This window comes from Magnetofaba australis IT-1, from assembly GCF_002109495.1.
Taxonomy (GTDB): domain Bacteria; phylum Pseudomonadota; class Magnetococcia; order Magnetococcales; family Magnetococcaceae; genus Magnetofaba; species Magnetofaba australis.
The window spans coordinates 80,029-100,000 of record NZ_LVJN01000020.1 but is presented as its reverse complement, the minus strand read 5'-3'; the positions used below and the strand labels follow the sequence as shown (position 1 = coordinate 100,000).

Genomic DNA, 19,972 nt, shown 5'->3' with positions numbered 1-19,972 from the left:
GTGGCCAGTGGAGTCTGCATGGATTGGGTCAGGGCGCTGGAGGCTCCTGCGGTGTCATCTTGCGCGCTGGCGGCCAGCGGCGCGGCCAGCACGCAGAGCGCAAGGAGAGTGCGGATCAGGAACATTCGGGACATAGAGGCGCCTTGGCAGTCGTTAGCGGACAACCATTGCATACTGGCGTAGCGCATCGCCCAGGGCAAGCGGAATGCGCGGTTGCCATCGTGAGGTCAGGTATCCACCTGATAGCGGTGCGCGCCACGGCCACTCGACTAACGTGAAGCGCGCGCATCAGCGCGATCGACCGAAGCCCCTCTCATCTTTCTATAGAGCGCGCGCGCGCGAAAAATCAAACAGGGGAGCTAATGGCTCCCCTGTTTGCCCCGGGACGCAGCGCTATAGGGGGAGCTGCGCGCGGGGTGTTCAATCCAGATCCGCCGCCAGACTGGCGCGCTGCGCTTCAGGCAGCGGGGCGACCTGATGCGCATACTCGGGATGATCCACGCCAATGGAGATCCCTGCGCCCGCCTTGGCCGCCGCCGCCATCTCCGGCGTCAGCTCAAAGCGCAGAAAGTGCACCGAGGAGGTCTTCTCTTCATTGTCGCGCTCCAGATCCTCATCGGCGATGGCGAACACCGGGTCGAACCCCGCCACCCGCACCCAACAACGCGTTTCCACGCCGTGGAGAATGGCCAGCTTCCTACGTCGCTCTTCGATGTCGGGATAGCCTAACATGAAGGTGACCTTCCAGTTGGCGCCGTCGGGGATGAGCGGATTGTAGACCGCCAGCTCCTCGGCGATGCCCGCCGCTTCAAAGATGCGCTCGGCGCGCAGCATCTCCTGCACCTGATACTGCATGGTGAGGCGGTCCTCGAAGTGGAAGGTGGCGTTGGGGCCCACGGGAATCACCCGGATCTTCTTATGCGCCATCACCTGCTGACGGAATTCCGGGCGGATTTCCGCATATTTTTCCAGGGAGTAGAGATCCTCCCGCGTCAATTTGTCCATCCTGGTCTCCTGCATCGAACTCCTCCTTTTCGCTCAAATCCCGTAGGCGATGCGCAACAGGGAGATGGGCGGCGTCGCCTCTGTGCCATCCTTGATGCCGTTGTGGGCGATGTGGCGTCCGCCGATGGGGCAGTCGCTGCCGTAGTAGTCGGCTTTGGCTTCGGTCACTTTGCGCGCCACCGGACGCAAAATCTTCAACGCGCTGGCGTGAAACTCCTTCTTCACCGCATAGGTGCCGTCGTGGCCGGAGCAGCGCTCGATGGCCTCCACCGTGGTGTCGGGAATCAGTTGCAGCACATCGCGGGTCTTCAGACCGATGTTCTGCACCCGCTGGTGACACGGCGCGTGATAGATCACCTTGCCCAGCGACTTCTTGAAGTCGGTGTTCAACAGCCCGCCCTTGTGGCGCAGCATCAGATATTCAAACGGATCATAGAAAGCGGCGGCGACCTTCTTCACATCCTTGTCGTCGGGGAACAGCAGCGGCAGCTCCATCTTGAACATCAGCACGCAGGAGGGCACCGGCGCGATCAGATCCCACCCCTCGTCCACCAGCGCCGCCAGCACCGGGATATTGGCCTCCTTGGCCTCCTGCACCGACTCCAGATCGCCCAACTCCAACTTGGGCATGCCGCAGCAGCGCTCCTTCTCGGTCAGCCGCACAGGGATGCCATTGTGTTCCAACACCGCCAGCAGATCCTCGCCCAACTCCGGCATGTTGTTGTTGGCGTAGCATGTGCCGAACAGCGCCACGCGCCCTTTGGTTCCATTGCACGGCTCCACTTTGACCGCGGCGGGGACGTGGTTTTTCAGCCGATGGCGCAGTTTATTGGAGTGAAACGGCGGCAGCGTCGCCTCGGCGTCCACCCCCAGAACCGCCTCCAGCGCCTTGCGCGTGGGGCCGAAATTGTTGGCGAAATTGACCGTCTGCGCCACCACCGGAATGCCAGCGATGCTGCCCAACAGGTCGGTGGAGGTGAGCAGTTTGTCGCGGAATTTAAAGCCGCCCTGTTTGAAGCGCTGCGCCTTGGCCCGCAGCATCAGATGCGGAAAGTCCAACCCCCACTCATGGGGCGGCACATAGGGGCACTTGGTCATGAAGCACAGATCGCACAGGTAGCAGTTGTCCACCACCTGCGGATAGAGCGCGCCCTTGTCCACATCATCCAGTTCGCCCTCTTCGCTGTCGTCGATGGCGTCAAACAGCGTAGGGAACGCCTGGCACAGACTGAAACAGCGTCTGCACCCATGGCAGATCTCGAATACGCGGTCCATCTCTTTTTCCAAAGAGGCCGCATCAAAGAAATCCGGCTTGGTCCACTCCACCGGATGGCGTAGTGGTTGCTCCAAATTGCCTTCGCGTTTGCCGCCGTCAGCCATGGCGCTCCCTCCCTATCACTTGGTTCCATCAACCAGCGCAGCCATGGGGACGTCCAAGCGTCCCCATGACGCCGCCGGGCTCACTCCATTTCGTCCAGGGCTTTCTGATAGCGTTTGGCGTGGGAGCGTTCGGCCTTGGCCAGGGTCTCCATCCAATCGCTGATCTCATCAAAGCCTTCATCGCGCGCGGTCTGGGCCATGCCCGGGTACATGTCGGTGTACTCATGGGTTTCGCCCGCCACCGCAGTGGCCAGATTGGCCTTGGTGGCGCCAAACGGAAGGCCGGTGGCCGGATCGCCGCATGCTTCCAGATACTCCAGATGCCCATGGGCGTGGCCGGTCTCGCCCTCAGCGGTGGAGCGGAACAGCGCAGCGACGTCGGGATGACCCTCCACGTCGGCTTTGTTGGCGAAATAGAGATAACGACGGTTGGCCTGGGATTCACCGGCGAACGCGTCTTTGAGATTCTGCTCGGTTTTGCTGCCTTTCAGTTCCATTTTCGCTCTCCTAAAAATTGATTGGGTGGCGCCGCGCCGGACTGGCGCATCCGCCGTACGGCCCCATTGGGTGGGGCTGTTCAACACAATAGGCGCAAAATATCGTCTTGCATAATACTATATAGTTATACTAATTATAGGCGCTCTCTATATTTGCTGTTGAATGTTATGCATAACACCATGGAATGCATAATTTTGCAGGAGATTTGAACATATTTTTATTGTCTTTTCTCTACTGTGACCAAGCAAGAAATTTGTAACATCTGCGTGGAGATGGCGTGGCGCAAGGGTTCTGGTGGAGAAATTCAACAAACGGCGTAAGGGGGATGCGCCCAGACGCCCTGTATGGCGGAGCACTGTTTTCTAGGCTCAATCTAGCGTATCTTATGGGACTATAGTGTGCAGCTATTATTTGTATTGAGATTTCGTATTATCCTTTTCCCCCTCCCCTCCCCTACAGTGAACCCCACCCAAGCCATGATCCGTCCAGCGGAACTGACCTCTGGACGTAACCGACCAATGAATTCCCAGACACGGAACATTTCATTCAAGGGGAAACAAGATGAGCGAAAGCAAACCGATTACCGGCGCCCTCAAGAAGCTGGTCACCGCCTTTGGCGCGCCCGTGGCGGATAATCAAAACGTCCTCACCGCCGGACCGCGCGGACCGATGCTATTGCAGGACGTGTGGTTTTTGGAGAAGTTGGCCCACTTCGACCGCGAGGTGATCCCGGAAAGACGCATGCACGCCAAGGGCTCCGGCGCCTATGGGACCTTCACCGTCACCCATGACATCACGCGCTACACCAAGGCCAAGCTGTTTGCCGAGGTGGGCAAGCAGACCGAGGTGTTTGTGCGCTTCTCCACCGTGGCCGGGGAGCGCGGGGCTGCCGACGCCGAGCGCGACATTCGTGGATTCGCCGCCAAGTTCTATACCGAAGAGGGTAACTGGGACATGGTGGGCAACAACACGCCGGTGTTCTTTTTGCGCGACCCGCTCAAATTCCCCGATCTGAACCACGCGGTCAAACGCGACCCGCGCACCAACCTGCGCAGCGCGCAGAACAACTGGGACTTCTGGACCCTGCTGCCGGAGGCGCTGCATCAGATCACCGTGCTGATGTCCGATCGCGGCAATCCGCGCACCTATCGCCACATGCATGGCTTTGGCAGCCACACCTTCAGCTTTATCAACGCGGACAATGAGCGTTTCTGGGTCAAATTCCACTTCAAGAGCCAGCAGGGCATTGAGAATCTCACCGACGCCCAGGCTGAAGAGATCGTCGGCAAGGATCGCGAAAGCCATCAGCGCGATCTGTATGAGAGCATTGAAAACGGTGATTATCCGCGCTGGGATTTCAAGGTGCAGATCATGCCGGAGAAGGAGGCCGCCAACTATCGCTTCCACCCCTTTGACCTGACCAAAGTGTGGTCCCATGAGGATTACCCCCTCATTGATGTGGGCGTGCTGGAGCTGAACCGCAACCCCAACAACTACCACGCCGAAGTGGAGCAGTCGGCCTTCAACCCCGCCAACATCGTGCCGGGAATCGGTTTTTCGCCGGACAAAATGCTGCAGGGCCGCCTCTTCTCCTACGGCGATGCGCAGCGTTATCGCCTGGGGGTGAATCACCATCAGATTCCGGTGAATGCGCCGCGCTGTCCGTTCCGCAGCTTCTTCCATCGCGATGGCGCGATGCGCGTGGATGGCAATTTTGGTTCGGAGAAGGGGTATGAGCCCAACAGTTTGGGCCTGTGGCAGGAGCAGCCGGAAACCAAGGAGCCGCCGTTGGAATTGACCGGCGCGGCGGATCATTGGAACGCCTACGCCGATGACGACGACCACTACACTCAACCGGGCATGCTATTCCGCATCATGACGCCGGAGCAGCAGCAGGTCTTGTTCGACAACACCGCGCGCTCCATCGGCGGCGCCGATGAGGCGGTGCAGCGGCGCCATGTGGAGAACTGCCGCAAGGCCGATCCCGCCTATGGCGCTGGGGTTGGAGTCAATCTGACTCTCTCTGCTCGAATGGAAATTGAACATTGCAGGGGAAGGGTAAAGAGGCTGGGGCTTCGCCCCAGACCCCACCAGGGCGCCGCCCTGGACCCGCGAGGGCTCTGCCCTCGACCCGCCAGGGAAATGATTTCCCTGGACCCTCGTAAGTTTCGCTTCATACACGTAAGGGGCTTTGTGCATACCCAATTCTGAATTGCGTCAACGTTGAAACGACAAAGTGGGCTCTACGTTATTGCGCAGAGCCCACCTTTGTTTACGCCATCAGAGCGCAACCAGCATCCTCGCACCTCACACGCTATTCCCTTTGGCCGGACTCCCGCAATTTCTCCCGCACCACCATGATCAGGCGCCCCATCCAGTTCTGCCCGCGCCCATCGCCGCCGTCGGACCACTCGGTGTCAAACGGCGAGTGTTTGACGATCTCCGCCTCGCCGGTGGCCAGCAACAGCTCGGCCAGATCCGCATGCTGGGTGAATTTGGCCCACAGGAGTTCAGCCATGATGTCGCGTTTGACCGTCTCCCAATCGGCGCGCAGCGGATACTCTCGCGAACGCCCCAGCAGACAGGCGTAACCGGGATCGGGCGCCAAGCGGATGCGCTCCACCAAATCGCAATCGGGCGGAAATTTGCGCGCCTGAAACGCATGCTCCACCGACGGCCACACGCCGTCATCGAGGGTGATGGCGTGCATTGAGTAGCTGGAGAAGACCCCATAGGGCGCTTCACTGGCTTCAAAAAACAGAATCGGGGAGGACGCAGACGGCTCGTGCATAAGCGACTCGATTTCAGAGAGTTTTAGAATCAAGCAGCGCTGCGCGCGGCCGCGTTGGGCAGCCTGAACCCGGCCAACATCTCCTGCAGGTTTTTCGACATGAGCGAGAACGCATCGGACTGCTGGTTCAAATTCACGCTCATGCCCTTCAACCCGGAGGCCACGCCAGTGATCTGCTCGGCCCCGCGCACCATATCAGATGACGCTTCCGTGGTCTGCTCAATGCTCTTGGCGATGGCCTGGGTTTTGGCGTAGGCGTTCTCCACCCGCTCGGCCATCTGCGCAACCAGGGTCGAGGAGTTGCCCACGCTCTGGGTCACTTCGCCCACGCCGGTGGAGACCTCCTGCGCGCTGCGGGAGACTTCGCTGGCGCCCTCATTGGCCTCGGCCACCTGCTGCGTCATGTGCTGGCTCACCTGCTTAACCGCCGCCATGGCCTGGGCGATCTCATCCATGGCGTGGTTCTGCTCCACCATGGCGTGTTGAATATCATGAATCAAACTATTGAGAATGGCGATCACCCGCGTCACCTCGGCGGTGGCCTGGTTGGCGGAGCTGGCGCCATTTTGGATAGTGTGGATCTGCTCGGAGATCAACTCCGTGGCCTCCCCGGTTTGCCGCGCCAGCGCCTTGACCTCATTGGCCACCACGGCGAAGCCTTTGCCGGCCTCGCCGGCGCCAGCGGCCTCAATACTGGCGTTGAGCGCCAACATGTTGGTCTGTTCGGCCACGCTGTTGATCAAATCGGCCACATGCCCAATCTCTTCGGCAGTGGTGACCAACTTGGCCATCTGCTTGCGCGCCTGGGTTACGCTGGCGTCCGCCACCACCGACTCGCGCACCGCATCCTCGCAGCTCTGCGCCACGTCGCGAATGCCCGCACTCACGCCGCCGACGGTTTGCGAAACCGAATTGACCGAGCGGTAAGTGTTGTCACTGCCTTCATTGAGATGGCGCATGTTGACGCTGAACTGTTCGGCGGCGGAGGCCACCGTGGAGAGATTGATATTGGCCTCTTCGGCGGCGGCGGAGATGGTGGTCATATCGCCGCTAGCCGATTGCGCATTGAGAGAGACGCGCTCCATCTCCCAACTCATGGTGCTGGAGGAGTCATTGATATCCTGAAGTTTGACATCAATCACCTGCGCGCCGGAGGCGATCTTTTGGCCCTGTTGGTCCAGCTCCTGGGCGTTGTCGGAGACGCCATGGGCGAGCTTGTTCAACAGAGTCGACGATTTGTGAATCTCTGCGGCTTTGTGATTGAGATCGGAGAAAATCTCCACCAATGAACGGGTCATGGCGCGCAAAGCGCCAAAGGCGCCTTCATCCTGCTTGGAGATGGCGTCCAGATCCACGGTCAGATTGCCGCGCGCGATTTCACACGCCACGTGGGCGATCTGATGCGGCTCACACCCCAGTTGGCGCCGCACATTATTGGCCAGCACATAGCCCGCCATCAGGCCGATGCCGATGGAGATCAGACTCACCACAATCAGGGTGGTCTCCGCGGTATGCTCATCGTTCTCGGCGCGCGTCACCGCCTCAGTGGTGAAGGACTCCAGCGCGCTATCGATCTCATGCAGACGGCTCTCCAGCTCTTGAGATTCCCGCTCCACCGATTTGTCCGCTCCCGCAGCAGGGTTGGCCTCGGGCTTGGCCAAAGAGTCGAGAATCTCATGGATATGGGCGTTGAGTTTGGCGTGTTGACTGCCCAGAGTCTCCAATTGGCTCAGGAATTTCTCGAACTGCGCCCGCTCCTCCAGGCTCTGCGCCGTCTGCGCGCCCTGTTGCGCAATCTCCTTGGCGTGGTTCAGCGATTGATCCACATGCTGGTCGTATTGGCCGATAATCTGGAGCGACTGCTGAAAACGGGCGCCAGCGTCCTCGCCCAGAGGAAAGCCGCCCAGGCGCATGCTGCGCTCCAATTCGATCAACTGATTCAGATAGGCGACCTCCACATTTTTCATCGCCTCGGAAAGCGGGATGTCCTTATGGGCGATAGCGGTCAATTCACTGCCAATTTGACGCATTTTCAACTGCGCGGCACCACCCAGCAACACCATCAGCAGAAGGAGCAAGCCAACCAAACCGAGAATTTTTGTGCGGAGTTTGACCTTGGATAACCAGTGCATGAGTTGATTCCTTACAAGAAAATCAGCTACCGGGCTTCATCAAACCAACAAAGCCGCGTCCAATTAAGCGAAGAGGGGAAAACTGTCCAAATTTGAGAACGGGTGCGTGCTAACTCAAAGCAGAGAGATTTCTATACAACCTACGTAAAACATGGAAAATACGGCATATTAGCTATTATCGCCTGAATTCAGCGCGCAGGGTCGGCGACGTTCCAGGGTTGTATTACATATATTAACCTGTACTATTTGATATCAAAACGGCGCCTTCTCGGCAACAAATTTCGTCACCATGACGGCAACATTTGACAACCAAGAACAATATCTTAGTGATTTTTCTACAGGAAGGAGCAGCGTTGACGTAAATGGGATTAGCGCCGGGTTTACGTTGATGAGGTCGGCGCGGCGTGCTTCCGTACACAGCCGGAAGAGAGTATGGGGTTGCCCCCATACTCTCCCACGACTGCTCTTACATATCGGCAAACGTCAGGTAAGGAGGAAGCCATCCGCCCCCAGCGCCACAGTGACCGCCTGTCCATCGGCGATCTCGCCCGCCAGCAGTTTCTCCGCCAGCGCGTCCTGCACCCGCCGCTGCAGCACCCGCTTGAGGGGCCGCGCGCCATAGACCGGGTCATACCCCTCATCGGCCAGGGCGTTGCGCGCCTCATCGGTGAGGCTCAGGGTGATTTTGCGATCCGCCAGCAGCGCACGCAGCCGATCCAGTTGAATCTCCACAATGGCGTCCATGTGCGCCCGACTCAAGCGGTGGAAAATGATGGTCTCATCCACCCGGTTGAGAAATTCGGGGCGGAAGCGCCCGCGCAGCGAGGTCATCACCTGCTCGCGCATCTGGCTGTACTGGGTCTCGTCGGTAAAGGCTTCGATAAACTCCGAGCCGATGTTGGAGGTCATCACCAGCACGGTGTTCTTGAAGTCCACCGTGCGCCCCTGGCCGTCGGTGAGACGCCCTTCATCGAGTACTTGTAGCAAGGTGTTGAACACATCCGGGTGCGCCTTCTCCACCTCATCAAGCAACACCACTGAATAGGGCCGCCGCCGCACTGCCTCGGTGAGCTGGCCGCCTTCGTCATAGCCCACGTAGCCCGGCGGCGCGCCGATCAGACGCGACACCGCGTGCTTCTCCATGTACTCGGACATGTCGATGCGCACCATGGCGCTGTCATCGTCGAACAGGAACGCCGCCAGCGCCTTGGTCAGCTCGGTCTTGCCCACGCCGGTGGGGCCGAGGAACAGGAACGAGCCAATGGGGCGGTTGGGATCCTGCAACCCGGCGCGGGCGCGACGCACCGCTTTGGCCACCGCCGCCAGCGCTTCGTCCTGACCCACCACCCGCTCGCGCAGACGCGCCTCCATCTGCAATAATTTCTCTTTTTCGCCTTCGAGCATGCGCGACACCGGCACCCCGCTCCAGCGGCTGACAATCTGCGCAATCTCCTCGGCGTCCACCACTTCGCGCAGCAGCGTCGTTTCGCGACTCTGCTCGGCCAAAACCTCGGATTCAGCGAGCTTTTTCTCCAAATCCGGAATCACGCCGTAACGCAATTTCCCGGCCGCTTCCAGGTTGCCTGCACGCTCGGCCTGCTCCAGCTCAATGCGGCTGGCGTCCAGCTTCTCCTTGAGCTGGCTCACCGCGTCGATGGCCTCTTTCTCCTGCTTCCAGCGGGCGGTCAGTTGCGCCGAGGTCTCCTTGAGGTCGGCCAACTCCGCCTCGATGCGACTCAGGCGCTCGCGGGAGGCGTGATCCTCCTCCTTGGCCAGGGCCGCGCGTTCGATCTCCAGTTGCAGAATGGCGCGGTCGGCCTCATCGATGGCCTGGGGCTTGGAGGTGATGGCCATGCGAATGCGCGCGGCGGCCTCATCCACCAGGTCGATAGCCTTGTCGGGCAGAAAGCGATCATTGATATAGCGGTCCGACAGCGTGGCGGCGGCGACGATGGCCCCGTCGGTGATGCGCACGCCGTGGTGGACTTCGTACTTCTCCTTGATGCCGCGCAGAATGGAGATGGTCCCCTCCACACTGGGCTCGCCCACCTGCACCGGCTGGAAGCGCCGCTCCAGGGCCGGATCCTTCTCCACATATTTGCGATATTCGTTGAGGGTGGTGGCGCCCACACAGTGCAAATCACCCCGCGCCAACGCCGGTTTGAGCAGGTTGGAGGCGTCCATGGCGCCATCGGTTTTGCCCGCCCCCACCAGGGTGTGCATCTCGTCGATGAACAGAATGATCTGGCCGTCGGCCTGCTCCACCTCTTTGAGGACCGCTTTCAAACGCTCTTCGAACTCGCCGCGATATTTGGCCCCGGCGATGAGGGCGCCCATATCCAGCGCCGCCAGGCGCACGCCGCGCAGGGAGTCGGGCACATCGCCGCGTTCGATGCGCAGCGCCAGCCCTTCGACGATGGCGGTTTTGCCCACGCCGGGTTCGCCGATGAGCACCGGATTGTTCTTGGTGCGGCGCGACAGGACTTGGATGGCGCGACGCACCTCCTCGTCGCGACCGATCACCGGGTCGAGCTTACCCTGGCGCGCCAGCGCGGTCAGATCGCGGGCGTATTTTTCCAACGCATCGAAGGTTCCTTCGGGGTCTTGACTGGTGACCCGCTGGCCGCCGCGCAGGGATTTGAGCGTCTCCAGCAGTTTTTTTTCCGTTATGTTGTGACGCTTGAACAGCGCCGCCAGCTCGCCATCGCCCTTCTGCGCCATGGCCAGCAGAAAGTGTTCGGTAGAGACGTACTCATCGCGCATCCCCTCGGCGATCTTCTCGGCGTGGGTCCACAGACTCTGCAAGCGCCGCGACGGCACGGTCTGCGCCGCCGAGCCGGTGACGCGGGGCTGTTTATCCAGAATCGCCATACACTCGCGGGCGATGGCGTCGGCGTCGACGCCGCTACGCTCCAGCAACGGTCGGGTGAGCCCCTCTTTTTGTCCCACCAGGGCCGAGAGCAGATGCTCGGGCTCCACCTGTTGATGGTCCATGGAGGCGGCCAAGCCCACTGCTTGGTTAAGCGCCTCGGTCGATTTTTCCGTCAAACGATCCTGCCGCATGGTTTTGCTCCTGATTGCATAACAACAGGCCGGACCACTGCCCGGCCAAACATCAGATGGGCATGGGAGATGGGAATTACAAGGGGCATAGCATGTGGGTGGATTTAATTTCTGCGTCAATCGTGGTGAATAAAGCCATACGAAGCCAAACCAGCACAGAGCGTTCAATGTTTGCGTGACGCAGGTTGATCTTGCGTTGACTATTGGCCGCCGACTGGTCGGCGGCGGGGCCTGGGGGCCGCGCCCCCAGCGGGGCGTGGGGCAGAGCCCCACGGTGTGGAAGTTGGGAGCTCGAGGGCAAAGCCCTCGATATCTTCCATTTCCAAAATCAAAAATGTTCAATCCGCATCACGACCACCACCCCGCAACAGCGCCGTGATAGTGGAGCAGATGCAGCAGCGCCCCGGTCGCCACGATGATCCAGACACGCCGCGCCCAACTGGGCAAGCCACTGTGCAAAGTGCGCTGAGCCAACAGCAGACTTCCCGCCGCCGCCAGCAAATAGAGCGCGCCAAACAACCAACTGGCCTCAATACCCAGGGAGGGGGTCAAATCCCGCGCGACGCCATGGCGGGCGACAGCGGCCAAATTGTGTAGCGGCGGTTGCACGGCCAAGAGCAGCGCCACGCCATAGCAGAGCCACCCAAACATCGCGCGGAGCATCAGCGCACCCCCTGCGCGACCAGCCGCCGCGACCATGCGCGATGCCGAGCGCGCACCGAGGGTAAATCATCGGCATAGGCGTAGTGGCCCACCGCCTGGGCAAACCGATCAAAGAGCCAGAACTGCCAGAGAAGCGTCGGCGCACTGGCCAGCAGTCGCGGCCATGACATCCCCGCAAACAGGGGGTCGCCATACTCGACCAAGTCCATCACCTGGGTCTGACGAATGTTGGGATGACGACGCGCCTGCTGCAATAGATCAGCGGAGAGCGGCGTGGCCAACAAAATCAGATGCTCCACCCTCGCCCCGCCATCGGCCAAGTCCAGCGCCGCCTGCGCCGCGACCACGCCGCCATAGGAGTAGCCGATCAGATTGACCTGATCACATCGATCCGGGCGCACGGGGAGTTGGGAATTGATGGCGTCACGATTGCGTTGCAGCGCGGCGGAGAGACCATCGAGCAACAAACTTTGGCGCGACCAACGCGCCGGGTCGGCAATGGCCACACCGCCCACGCCCGCCGCTTCCAGCGCATCGGCCATGCTGGTTAAATAACCCCCGCCCATACCCGAGGCGCCGAACAGAATCGCGCACGCTGCGGCATTCCCATCTCCGAGCGGCTGGCTCATGGGCGGCGCTGAAGCGCGATAAACAGCGCCTAACGCTGCCGCCGCCAGGAGTCCAGTAATTCCGACACGAATGAAAAGAGTGATTTTCATGACCTATCGTTTCAGTAATGGCCAGACAGAATCAAACCAGCACAGAGCGTTCAATGTTTGCGTGACGCAGGTTGATCTTGCGCTGACTATTGGCCGCCGACCAGTCGGCGGCGGGGCCTGGGGGCCGCGCCCCCAGCGGGGTGTGGGGCGGCGCCCCACGGTTTGGATTTTGACTTTGGGAGCTCGAGGGCGTAGCCCTCGATATCTTTCGTGACCAATACCCAAACTGTCCGATTCTGATTTCAACTGACAATAGAGAAATCCAGTTTCCACATAACGGGAATGCCCAGCGCAAAAAAAGGGGAGCCAACTGGCTCCCCTATAGACATCCTGCGTCAGCGTCAGGGCTTATTTATAAGCGCCGGCTCCGCAGAAGAAGGATTTGGCCGCGTCGGTCTTGATGTAGCTGGCCTTCTCGCGGATCTCTTCGCTGCCGGGGTAGGGCCACTTGTAGTTGACCCAACCTTCGCCATCGGCTTTAGCCTTGTCGATCATATCCTTGAACAGCATGTCGCCATATTTGTTGAAGCTCATCAGGTTCTTACCGGCCAGTTGCGGCTTCTTGGCGTGGAAGGTCATCACCCCTTCCAGATCCATGCAGAACATATAGAGGTCTTTGGGCAGAAATTCGCCGCCCTCTTGGGCAAACGCTTTAAACGCCGCGTCCTTGCCTTGGCTCTCCACCAGCGCCATGGCTTTGATGGTCAGCTCCTTGGCTTCTTCAGGCGTAGCCATGTCGCTGGCGTTGGCGGCGGACGCGCCGCTGATCATCAGAGCGGCCACAGCCAGAATTCGACCCCATTTTTTCATTGTGTAGATCCTTATTCAAAATAGAGGAGATTGGGAATTTCGCCAAATCGTGGCGTGCGCCACGCACGGGATTTTGCCAAAAGCCGGGCAATGCGTCCATCATCTATTTTTTGAATCCGCCACAAAAACGTCACACCGTTCCCAACGCCGCCAACTGCGCCTTGAACTGCTTGGCCGCCATGGCGTAGCCGCCATCGGCGCCGTCAACAAAATGCACATGCCGCCCATGACGTTGAAAGATCAAACAGGTCATCAAGGCGCGGTCGGACCAGTGGGCGCCGTAGATCAACTGTCCCGCCCGTCGCTGCTGCTCCAGATAGCTGGTTAATTGCGCCCGCTGGCGCGAGGTCCCGGCCAACACCATACGCAACATGCCGTCGAACTTCTGGCAATCGCAGGTTTCCAGCAAGCGCCTCTTATACAAGCGCCACGGACTCTGCGCGCCGGTCAGGCCATCCATCAGCAACACCCCCAACAGATTGATCGCCGCCAGCTTGATCCCTTGCAGCCAAACCTTCAGCGGCGCGGCGTCATTGAGCAGCAAACGCGCCTCATGGCGCAGATGATGAGGGGAGAAAGAGAGCGTTAGACCGCTCAGGGAGATGGGATGGCGCGACTGCTCATCGCCGTAGATGGCGGCGATGCGATCCAGCGTCTGGCCATATAGCGCCATGGCCGCTTCAGTGGATTCGGCGTGGGTTTGAATTAGCAGACTCACCGTCTCTTCGCGCGGCGAAGGCACATCGCGCCAACGGCACTCCAGGCCGGAGTGGTCGATGATGTCGTAATTCTCTTGGGGATCGATGCGATACGCCGCGCCGCGCGCCGCGTCTTTGACCAGCGCCTCGGCGTAGCCCATGCCGTCGCCGTGGAAGATGGCCTGATGATAGCCATGGGCCACCGCCACCCGCGCCATGCGCAGGGTCTGCCCGGCGGCCAGCACATCGGCGATGGGAACCAGCCCCACACGCAATTGCAGTTGGTAGACCCGATCCACCAGCGCCGCTGTGGCCGCCAGCACTGGTTTGGCGCTTTCGGCCAGCTCCGGGGGAATCAGCACTGTGGCGCCGTCGCCGCCGAACACAAACGGCAGGTCGCGACTCTCGGCCAGATTCAGCAAGGCGATGATGGAGAGCGCCCCGGCCATGTTCACTTCGCGATACAAACCGCGTTCGATGGCCTGGGTGGAGCCGCGCACGTCGGAGACCGCGATAAGCCAATCACAAGGCGGCTCCACGAAGGATGCGCCGTCGGTGATATCGCGGAATCTTGCCAGAGGCGGCAACCGCTCGTAGAAGCTGGCGCTCATGGCGTCACGCCTGCATAAGGGAGAGTAAGGGGACCATACGCTATTGGGGCTTGTCCGCGCGCTCCAGTTCCCTCATTTACACTAAATGTTCAATAGATTGGCGGTTTAGCAAGTGAGATAATTCTTATTGGCGCGTTCTGCTCGTCTCCTTTGCCACACACATTTTTACTCTGTGCTGGAGGGCGGCTTTTACTGCATTCGCCGCCCTACGGGCGACGGCCCCTACGGAGCCTGCTCACCGCCGTTTCCCCGTTTCCCTCTGTACTGGCTTGCGGTTCCTACTCAGCATGCGGCTCTGTACAAACTCCAACTCTGTTCAAGGGGGAAACGGCCTAAAGCTTAAAGATATTGGGGCGCCGCCCCACACCCCGCCAGGGCGCCGCCCTGGACCCGCTGGGGGCAGCGGCCCCCAGACCCCGCCTCCGGCCAGCCGGAGGCCAATAGTCACCCCCAGCTCAACCACTTTCCCGCAAACATTTTCACCCCGTGCAGGTCACTCCACCACTTGGATGAACGCGCCGGTCTCATCGGCGCCCCTGGGCAGAATCTCGCCGAAGCTGGTCAGCTCCAAACCCGCCTCTTTGGCCACTTTGAGGAACTCGTCCACACCCTCCGGCGCCACCGCCGTGAGCAGGCCGCCCGAGGTCTGCGGGTCGCACAGAATCTTCTTGCCGCGCTCGGAGATCGGCCCCACCTGATGCCCGTAACTGGCCCAGTTGCGGTCCGTGCCCCCCGGCGTGCTGCCCTTCTCCAGATAGAAATCCAGCTCGTCGATGGTGGGAACCTTGGCCGCCTCAATGCGCGCATTGACTTTGGAACCCGCGCACATCTCGCCCAGATGGCCCAGCAAACCGAAGCCGGTCACATCGGTCATCGCCTGCACCACCGCCATTTTGCCGAACTCGGCGCCGATGCTGTTCAAACGGGTCATGGACTCCACCGCCGTGGTGGTGTGCTGCGGCAACACCAACCCCTTCTTCTCCGCCGTGGTCAGAATGCCCACGCCGATGGGCTTGGAGAGGAACAGTTTGGCCCCCGGCTGGGCGGTGTCGTTGCGCTTGAGCTGATCCACCGCAACCCGGCCCGTCACCGCGAGGCCGAAAATGGGCTCGGAGATGTCGATGCTGTGGCCGCCCGCCAGTGGAATGCCCACCTCGGCGCAGACCGAGCGCGCCCCCGCCACCACCTGCTTGGCGATGTCGTTGGAGAGCTTTTTCAGCGGCCAACCCAGCAGGCCGATGGCCATCAGTGGTTCGCCGCCCATGGCGTAGACATCGGAGATGGCGTTGACTGACGCGATCTGCCCGAACTGGAACGGATCGTTGACGATAGGGGTGAAGAAATCGGTGGTGCTGATGATCGCCTGTCCGCCGCCGATATCGTAGACGGCGGCGTCATCACGGCTATCATTGCCCACCAACAACTCTTCAAAGGGGGCCGTAAACGCGCCCGCGCCGGAGAGAATCTCCTCCAGATCCTTGGGGGAAATTTTGCAGCCGCAACCGGAGCCGGGGCTGAACGCCGTCAGTTTGATCTCACTCATATTTTACTTCCTAATTGGTTTCTGGCCGTTATCAACATCTGTGCGGCCTGCTCCACCCATTGCGCCATGCTGGTTGGCTCGGGCTCGGGGCGCAAATGCGTGACCCGCTCGGGATCGCGCTTGCCCGCCCCATGGGCGTACTGTTTGTCATAATAGTGCAGCAGCCTCTCGGCCACTGCAGCCAACTCTCCGGCTTCGATCTGCGCGATGCACTCCGCCGCATCGCGTCCGCCCAGCCGTTTTTGAATCCGCTGCACCGCCGCCGCCAGTTCGGCGCGCGACTCCACCCCATACAGCGCGGTCAGATGCACAACCCGCAGCGCCCGCGGCGCTTCCAGGAAGTACAAGCGCGCCTCACGCATGGGGTTGAACAGCTCATCGGGCACTGCCGCGCGCCCCACCAGATGGCTCTCATCCTCCACCCACAGGGTGCGGCCCGGGTCCAAGTCATCCAGTGCGCGCCAGATCAGATTGAGGAACTGCTCGGTGGAGGGCTGCGGCGGCTGGCCGATGGCCCCAAAGGCGGAGCCGCGATGGTGCGCCAGTCCTTCCAGATCCAATACCTGCTCGCCCATCTGGCGCAGCGCGCGCAGAATTTCGGTTTTGCCGCTGCCGGTGAAGCCGCCCACCACGGCGATCTTCCACGGCAGGCTGATGCGTTCGCGGGCGCTGCGGCGGAATTGCCGATAGCCTCCCTGCAGCACGCGCGGTTGCAGCCCGGCCTTTTCGAATAGCCAGCCCATGCTCTGGGAGCGTTGGCCGCCGCGCCAGCAGTAGAGTTTGATGCGCCCCTCCAGCGCCAGCGAAGTCGCATGGCGGGCGAACATCGCCATCTTCGGCCCGACGAACTCCAACCCGCGCATCAACGCTTCGTTCTTGCCCACCTGTTTATACAGCGTGCCCACTTCAGCGCGCTCGTCATTGGTGAACAGCGGCAGGTTTTGCGCCCCGGGCAGATGTCCGGCGGCGTACTCCCCCGGCGAGCGCACGTCGAGGATGGGCAGATCGCGTTCGTGGTAGAGGAACTGGTCGGGCGGTGTGAGCATGGAAGAACACAAATCACAAAAAGGGGAATAGGGGACTCAACGCGCGCGGAACAAAACCACAGCGCAAAACTGCGCCATTATGCCCCATTGACGCCCCTTGCGATAGTGTGCGCAACAATCAGTGCGACCGACCGCCAAGCGCCGTCAAACCGTTTCCGCCGGAAACTCCTGCGGGTCGAACTGAATCATGCCGCGCCCGGCCTTTTTGGCTTGATAGAGCAGCCCATCGGCGCGCTTCATCAACTCGATGGGGTTCTCACTGGCCAGCGCCGAGCGCATCAGCACCGCGCCCGCGCTGATGCGCGCCAAGGGCGTGATCCCCTGACCATCATTCAACGCAGCCTGATTCTCCAGGAAGGCGGCTTCCAATCGGTCGTACCACAACGTGGGCGCGCTGCTCCACTCGCCGGTGAGAATGGCGACGAACTCATCGCCGCCAAAACGGGCCAGAATGTCCGAACTGCGGCTATGCGCCTTAAGCGCCTGGGTGAAGGCCACCAGCACCTCATCACCGACATTGTGGCCGTAGGTATCATTAATCTGTTTAAAGTGGTCCAGATCAAAGACCACCAGCAGGCTCTGCGCGCCGCGCTTTGCCAGCGCCGTGCGTTGCTGCAACGCCTCATCGAATGCGCGGCGGTTGAACAGCCCTGTCAGCCCATCGTGCAGACTCTGGAACGCCAGTTGATCGCGCGCCTCCACAATGCGCTCGAGCAGATGGAAAACGCGCCCGAGAATGGCGGCGCTCTCTTGCAGCGTCACATGCCCCGTTGGGGTCGATTCGCCGCCGCCATCCACCGCGCTCAAAGAGGCTTCGATGATGTGCAGGTCGTCCATGAAGTGGGCGACGATATGGCGCGTCAAAAAGAGGATAACCAGAATCGCCACACAGAAAACCACGCCGCCCACACAGAACAGCAGCACCATCATCTGGTTGTAGTGGGTCATCCGGGAGAGATACTGCAGCGACCAGTCGGTCCCCGGAATGGGAGACCAAGACGTCTCTGTTTCCTGCCGTACTGCGCCACCGACGCCATCAACTTGCGCGATCAGCTCCTGATTGCCATCGCGAATGGCCAGATAGCGCCCTTGCGACAGATGCTTGGAGACCCGTTGTTGAATGCTCTCCACGCTGAAGCTGATAAACAGCACCCCATGCTTCTCGCCGAACTGCTCCACCGGTTGGGTGATGTCAAAATGCACCAGGCGCGGATTGTTGCGATGCACCGGCGGACGCGGCGTCGGCTCGCCGCGCATAATGTGCTGCATGTCGACCAGGCAGTCGGGTCCAAGCATCAACTCCACCGGCTCGCCCAGCGCCTGCCCATTCGCTTCGAACAGCGCCACGCCGATCACCCCGGGCAGGGATAAGCGGATTTCGCTGGAGAGCTCCTGGGCTGCTTCCAGATCCTCAGTGAGCAGAATATCGATGACTTTCTGCTTTTTGGCGATGCGGGCGACCAGATCCTGATAGAAGGAGAGCAGGTTGCTCAGGTCGTGCTCGATCATGGCGCGTTCAATGCGTTCATGATCCTGCGCATCCGTGCGCAACAGATAGTCAAAAGAGACGCCCAGAATCACACTGCCCGCCAAAAACATCGCCAGGACATAGGCCAGATAGCGCCCGGTCAAGCGGCGCGCCGAGACGCTATGCAAGATGGCGCTATGTAGAGAGGAGCTCTCCACCCACCCCTCCTGAGATAAAGCCAGTCCGTCATCGCGGGGCGCGCGCCATACCCGTATGCGCCCGCTGCCAGTGTGCGCTGGGCAGAACAGGCGAAACGCCTGGATTAGCGTCTGGCCACAAGAATTATAACAGCCTGATTTTTTGAGGATAGAAAAAACGGAATCGATGTGACTTCCTGCGTCGCAACACACCGGTTCGACACCGCTGCAAACAAGCGTAGAAGGGCGTCATCTATGCAAGAAAACAAAAAATGGGGCGCGTCCTCACCACAAACGCGCCCCAAGTTTTCTCTCATGCAAGCGGAATCGAAGACGTGGAAAGCCGCGCCTCTTATCCCTTGACCAGCTTGCCCAGCAGGCTCTCCAGCAGAGTGCGCGGGGCCTCCCCCGCCGGGCGCCCACGCCACATCATCACCGCCGTCGCCACGGTCATGAGCAGGGCAACGGCGCCCAACGCCAGGGCGATCTGCGGGCTGTGCCAATTCTCCGCCACCGGCAGCCACGGCGCGCCGGGATTGGTGATGTAGAGCGCCATGGCGAACGGCAGCGTATAGGTGCGCGCCTGGATAAAACGCGCGCCGTTGCCGCCCATGAGCAGCAGCGGCGGCAACAGATGCACGATGGCGAACGCCGCCCACTGCCCCGGCTGGGTCTCCGGCGGGATGGTGCCGTAGACGAAGGTGAAGTTCCACACCACATAGGCCAGCACCCAGCCCACCCCCAGATCATACTCCAGCGGGTTGCGCGCATCGTCGCGATTGACGGTGATGAAGCGCGGATAGGCCTGGGTCAGCAGCAGCAGCGCTCCGGCCCCGGCGTTGAGCAGACTGCCGCCAAAGGATTGCTCCGGCGTGCTGATCATCACGTCGAGAATTTCAAAGCCCACCGCCTCCAGAATATTGATGAACAGCACCAGATAGGCCACCAGGCGCCAGCCGTGCTTGTCGGCCCAGTTGCGAAAGCGCAGGCCGGAGATCAATGCGCCGCCGATGCACACGGAGACAAACTTCAGATAGCCGAAGGTCCCCGCCGCCACGTTGCTGCCGGGCTGCATCCAGTAGGCCAGCAGCAGCGCCGGGATGCCGATGAACACCGCCACATGGCCCCACCACCCCTGCAGCCGGTTGAGAAAAATCGCCACGCCGACCAGGATGGCCGCGCAAATTGCAATCCAAGCGATGAGCATATCGCGCTATCCTTTTGTTATGATTCTGAATCAATCAATCAAACGAATCCTTCACAGCGGCGAGCATAGCACACCACAGGCGCAGAATATCCCCATCGGCAAAAAAAGCGTTTGCCATCATACCGACCGGTATGTATGGTG

The 19,972-nt window shown here is 60.7% G+C and carries 15 protein-coding genes and 1 pseudogene (1 of these 16 cut by a window edge); 1 reads left to right on the top strand and 15 read right to left on the bottom strand.

What is annotated here, in order from left to right; translation table 11 throughout:
• The 4 genes from MAIT1_RS12720 to MAIT1_RS12705 all read right to left on the bottom strand — a co-directional run.
• Positions 1–134, bottom strand: partial view of a TlpA disulfide reductase family protein gene (locus MAIT1_RS12720; RefSeq protein ID WP_158089473.1) — the 5' end (the start) only. 406 nt of this gene lie to the left of the window's left edge; only the first 134 of its 540 coding nucleotides appear in the window; the start codon lies at positions 132–134; its stop codon lies off the left edge, out of view.
• Positions 135–420: 286 nt separating this feature from the next.
• Positions 421–1,020, bottom strand: coding sequence for a DUF3501 family protein (locus MAIT1_RS12715; protein ID WP_198947891.1), 600 nt, complete (start codon positions 1,018–1,020; stop codon positions 421–423).
• A gap of 18 nt (positions 1,021–1,038) precedes the next feature.
• Complete coding sequence (locus MAIT1_RS12710) at positions 1,039–2,385, bottom strand: heterodisulfide reductase-related iron-sulfur binding cluster (RefSeq protein WP_085442661.1); 1,347 nt, start codon at positions 2,383–2,385, stop codon at positions 1,039–1,041.
• An 80-nt stretch (positions 2,386–2,465) separates the two neighbouring features.
• Entirely contained in the window at positions 2,466–2,882 is a 417-nt protein-coding gene (locus tag MAIT1_RS12705) for a rubrerythrin family protein (RefSeq protein WP_085442660.1), read from the bottom strand.
• Between the two features lie 562 nt (positions 2,883–3,444).
• On the opposite strand from MAIT1_RS12705, the pseudogene MAIT1_RS12700 reads away from it, so the two are divergent.
• A pseudogene (locus MAIT1_RS12700) lies at positions 3,445–4,905 on the top strand (catalase); the annotation flags it as partial.
• Positions 4,906–5,197: 292 nt separating this feature from the next.
• On the opposite strand, the gene MAIT1_RS12695 reads toward MAIT1_RS12700, so the two are convergent.
• From MAIT1_RS12695 to MAIT1_RS12645, 11 genes are all read right to left on the bottom strand, one after another.
• Positions 5,198–5,674: an NADAR family protein gene (locus MAIT1_RS12695; RefSeq protein WP_085442658.1), complete on the bottom strand. Its 477-nt coding sequence runs from the start codon at positions 5,672–5,674 to the stop codon at positions 5,198–5,200.
• A gap of 29 nt (positions 5,675–5,703) precedes the next feature.
• Positions 5,704–7,806: a methyl-accepting chemotaxis protein gene (locus tag MAIT1_RS12690; RefSeq protein ID WP_085442657.1), complete on the bottom strand. Its 2,103-nt coding sequence runs from the start codon at positions 7,804–7,806 to the stop codon at positions 5,704–5,706.
• 483 nt (positions 7,807–8,289) lie between these two features.
• On the bottom strand, positions 8,290–10,869 hold the full coding sequence (clpB, locus tag MAIT1_RS12685; protein ID WP_085442656.1) for an ATP-dependent chaperone ClpB: 2,580 nt from the start codon (positions 10,867–10,869) through the stop codon (positions 8,290–8,292).
• Between the two features lie 348 nt (positions 10,870–11,217).
• Positions 11,218–11,532, bottom strand: coding sequence for a hypothetical protein (locus MAIT1_RS12680; protein ID WP_143814826.1), 315 nt, complete (start codon positions 11,530–11,532; stop codon positions 11,218–11,220).
• The gene (locus MAIT1_RS12675) at positions 11,532–12,161 is read right to left on the bottom strand and encodes an alpha/beta fold hydrolase (protein WP_085442654.1); all 630 of its coding nucleotides are present in this window, start codon (positions 12,159–12,161) and stop codon (positions 11,532–11,534) included. Before MAIT1_RS12675 ends, MAIT1_RS12680 begins: the two co-directional genes overlap by 1 nt.
• A gap of 438 nt (positions 12,162–12,599) precedes the next feature.
• Complete coding sequence (locus MAIT1_RS12670; RefSeq protein WP_085442653.1) at positions 12,600–13,061, bottom strand: cache domain-containing protein; 462 nt, start codon at positions 13,059–13,061, stop codon at positions 12,600–12,602.
• 130 nt (positions 13,062–13,191) lie between these two features.
• Positions 13,192–14,370 carry a DUF3095 domain-containing protein gene (locus MAIT1_RS12665; protein WP_085442652.1) on the bottom strand — a complete coding sequence of 393 codons (1,179 nt, stop codon included), beginning with the start codon at positions 14,368–14,370 and terminating at the stop codon, positions 13,192–13,194.
• 493 nt (positions 14,371–14,863) lie between these two features.
• Complete coding sequence (gene selD, locus MAIT1_RS12660) at positions 14,864–15,913, bottom strand: selenide, water dikinase SelD (RefSeq protein ID WP_085442651.1); 1,050 nt, start codon at positions 15,911–15,913, stop codon at positions 14,864–14,866.
• Positions 15,910–16,959 carry a tRNA 2-selenouridine(34) synthase MnmH gene (gene mnmH / locus MAIT1_RS12655; protein ID WP_085442650.1) on the bottom strand — a complete coding sequence of 350 codons (1,050 nt, stop codon included), beginning with the start codon at positions 16,957–16,959 and terminating at the stop codon, positions 15,910–15,912. The genes selD and mnmH overlap by 4 nt, the downstream gene beginning before the upstream one ends.
• A gap of 144 nt (positions 16,960–17,103) precedes the next feature.
• A complete protein-coding gene (locus MAIT1_RS12650) occupies positions 17,104–18,645 on the bottom strand; it encodes a sensor domain-containing diguanylate cyclase (RefSeq protein ID WP_085442649.1) in 1,542 nt (513 codons plus the stop codon).
• Between the two features lie 331 nt (positions 18,646–18,976).
• Positions 18,977–19,831 carry a DUF5692 family protein gene (locus MAIT1_RS12645; RefSeq protein WP_085442648.1) on the bottom strand — a complete coding sequence of 285 codons (855 nt, stop codon included), beginning with the start codon at positions 19,829–19,831 and terminating at the stop codon, positions 18,977–18,979.
• Positions 19,832–19,972 lie beyond the last annotated feature (141 nt).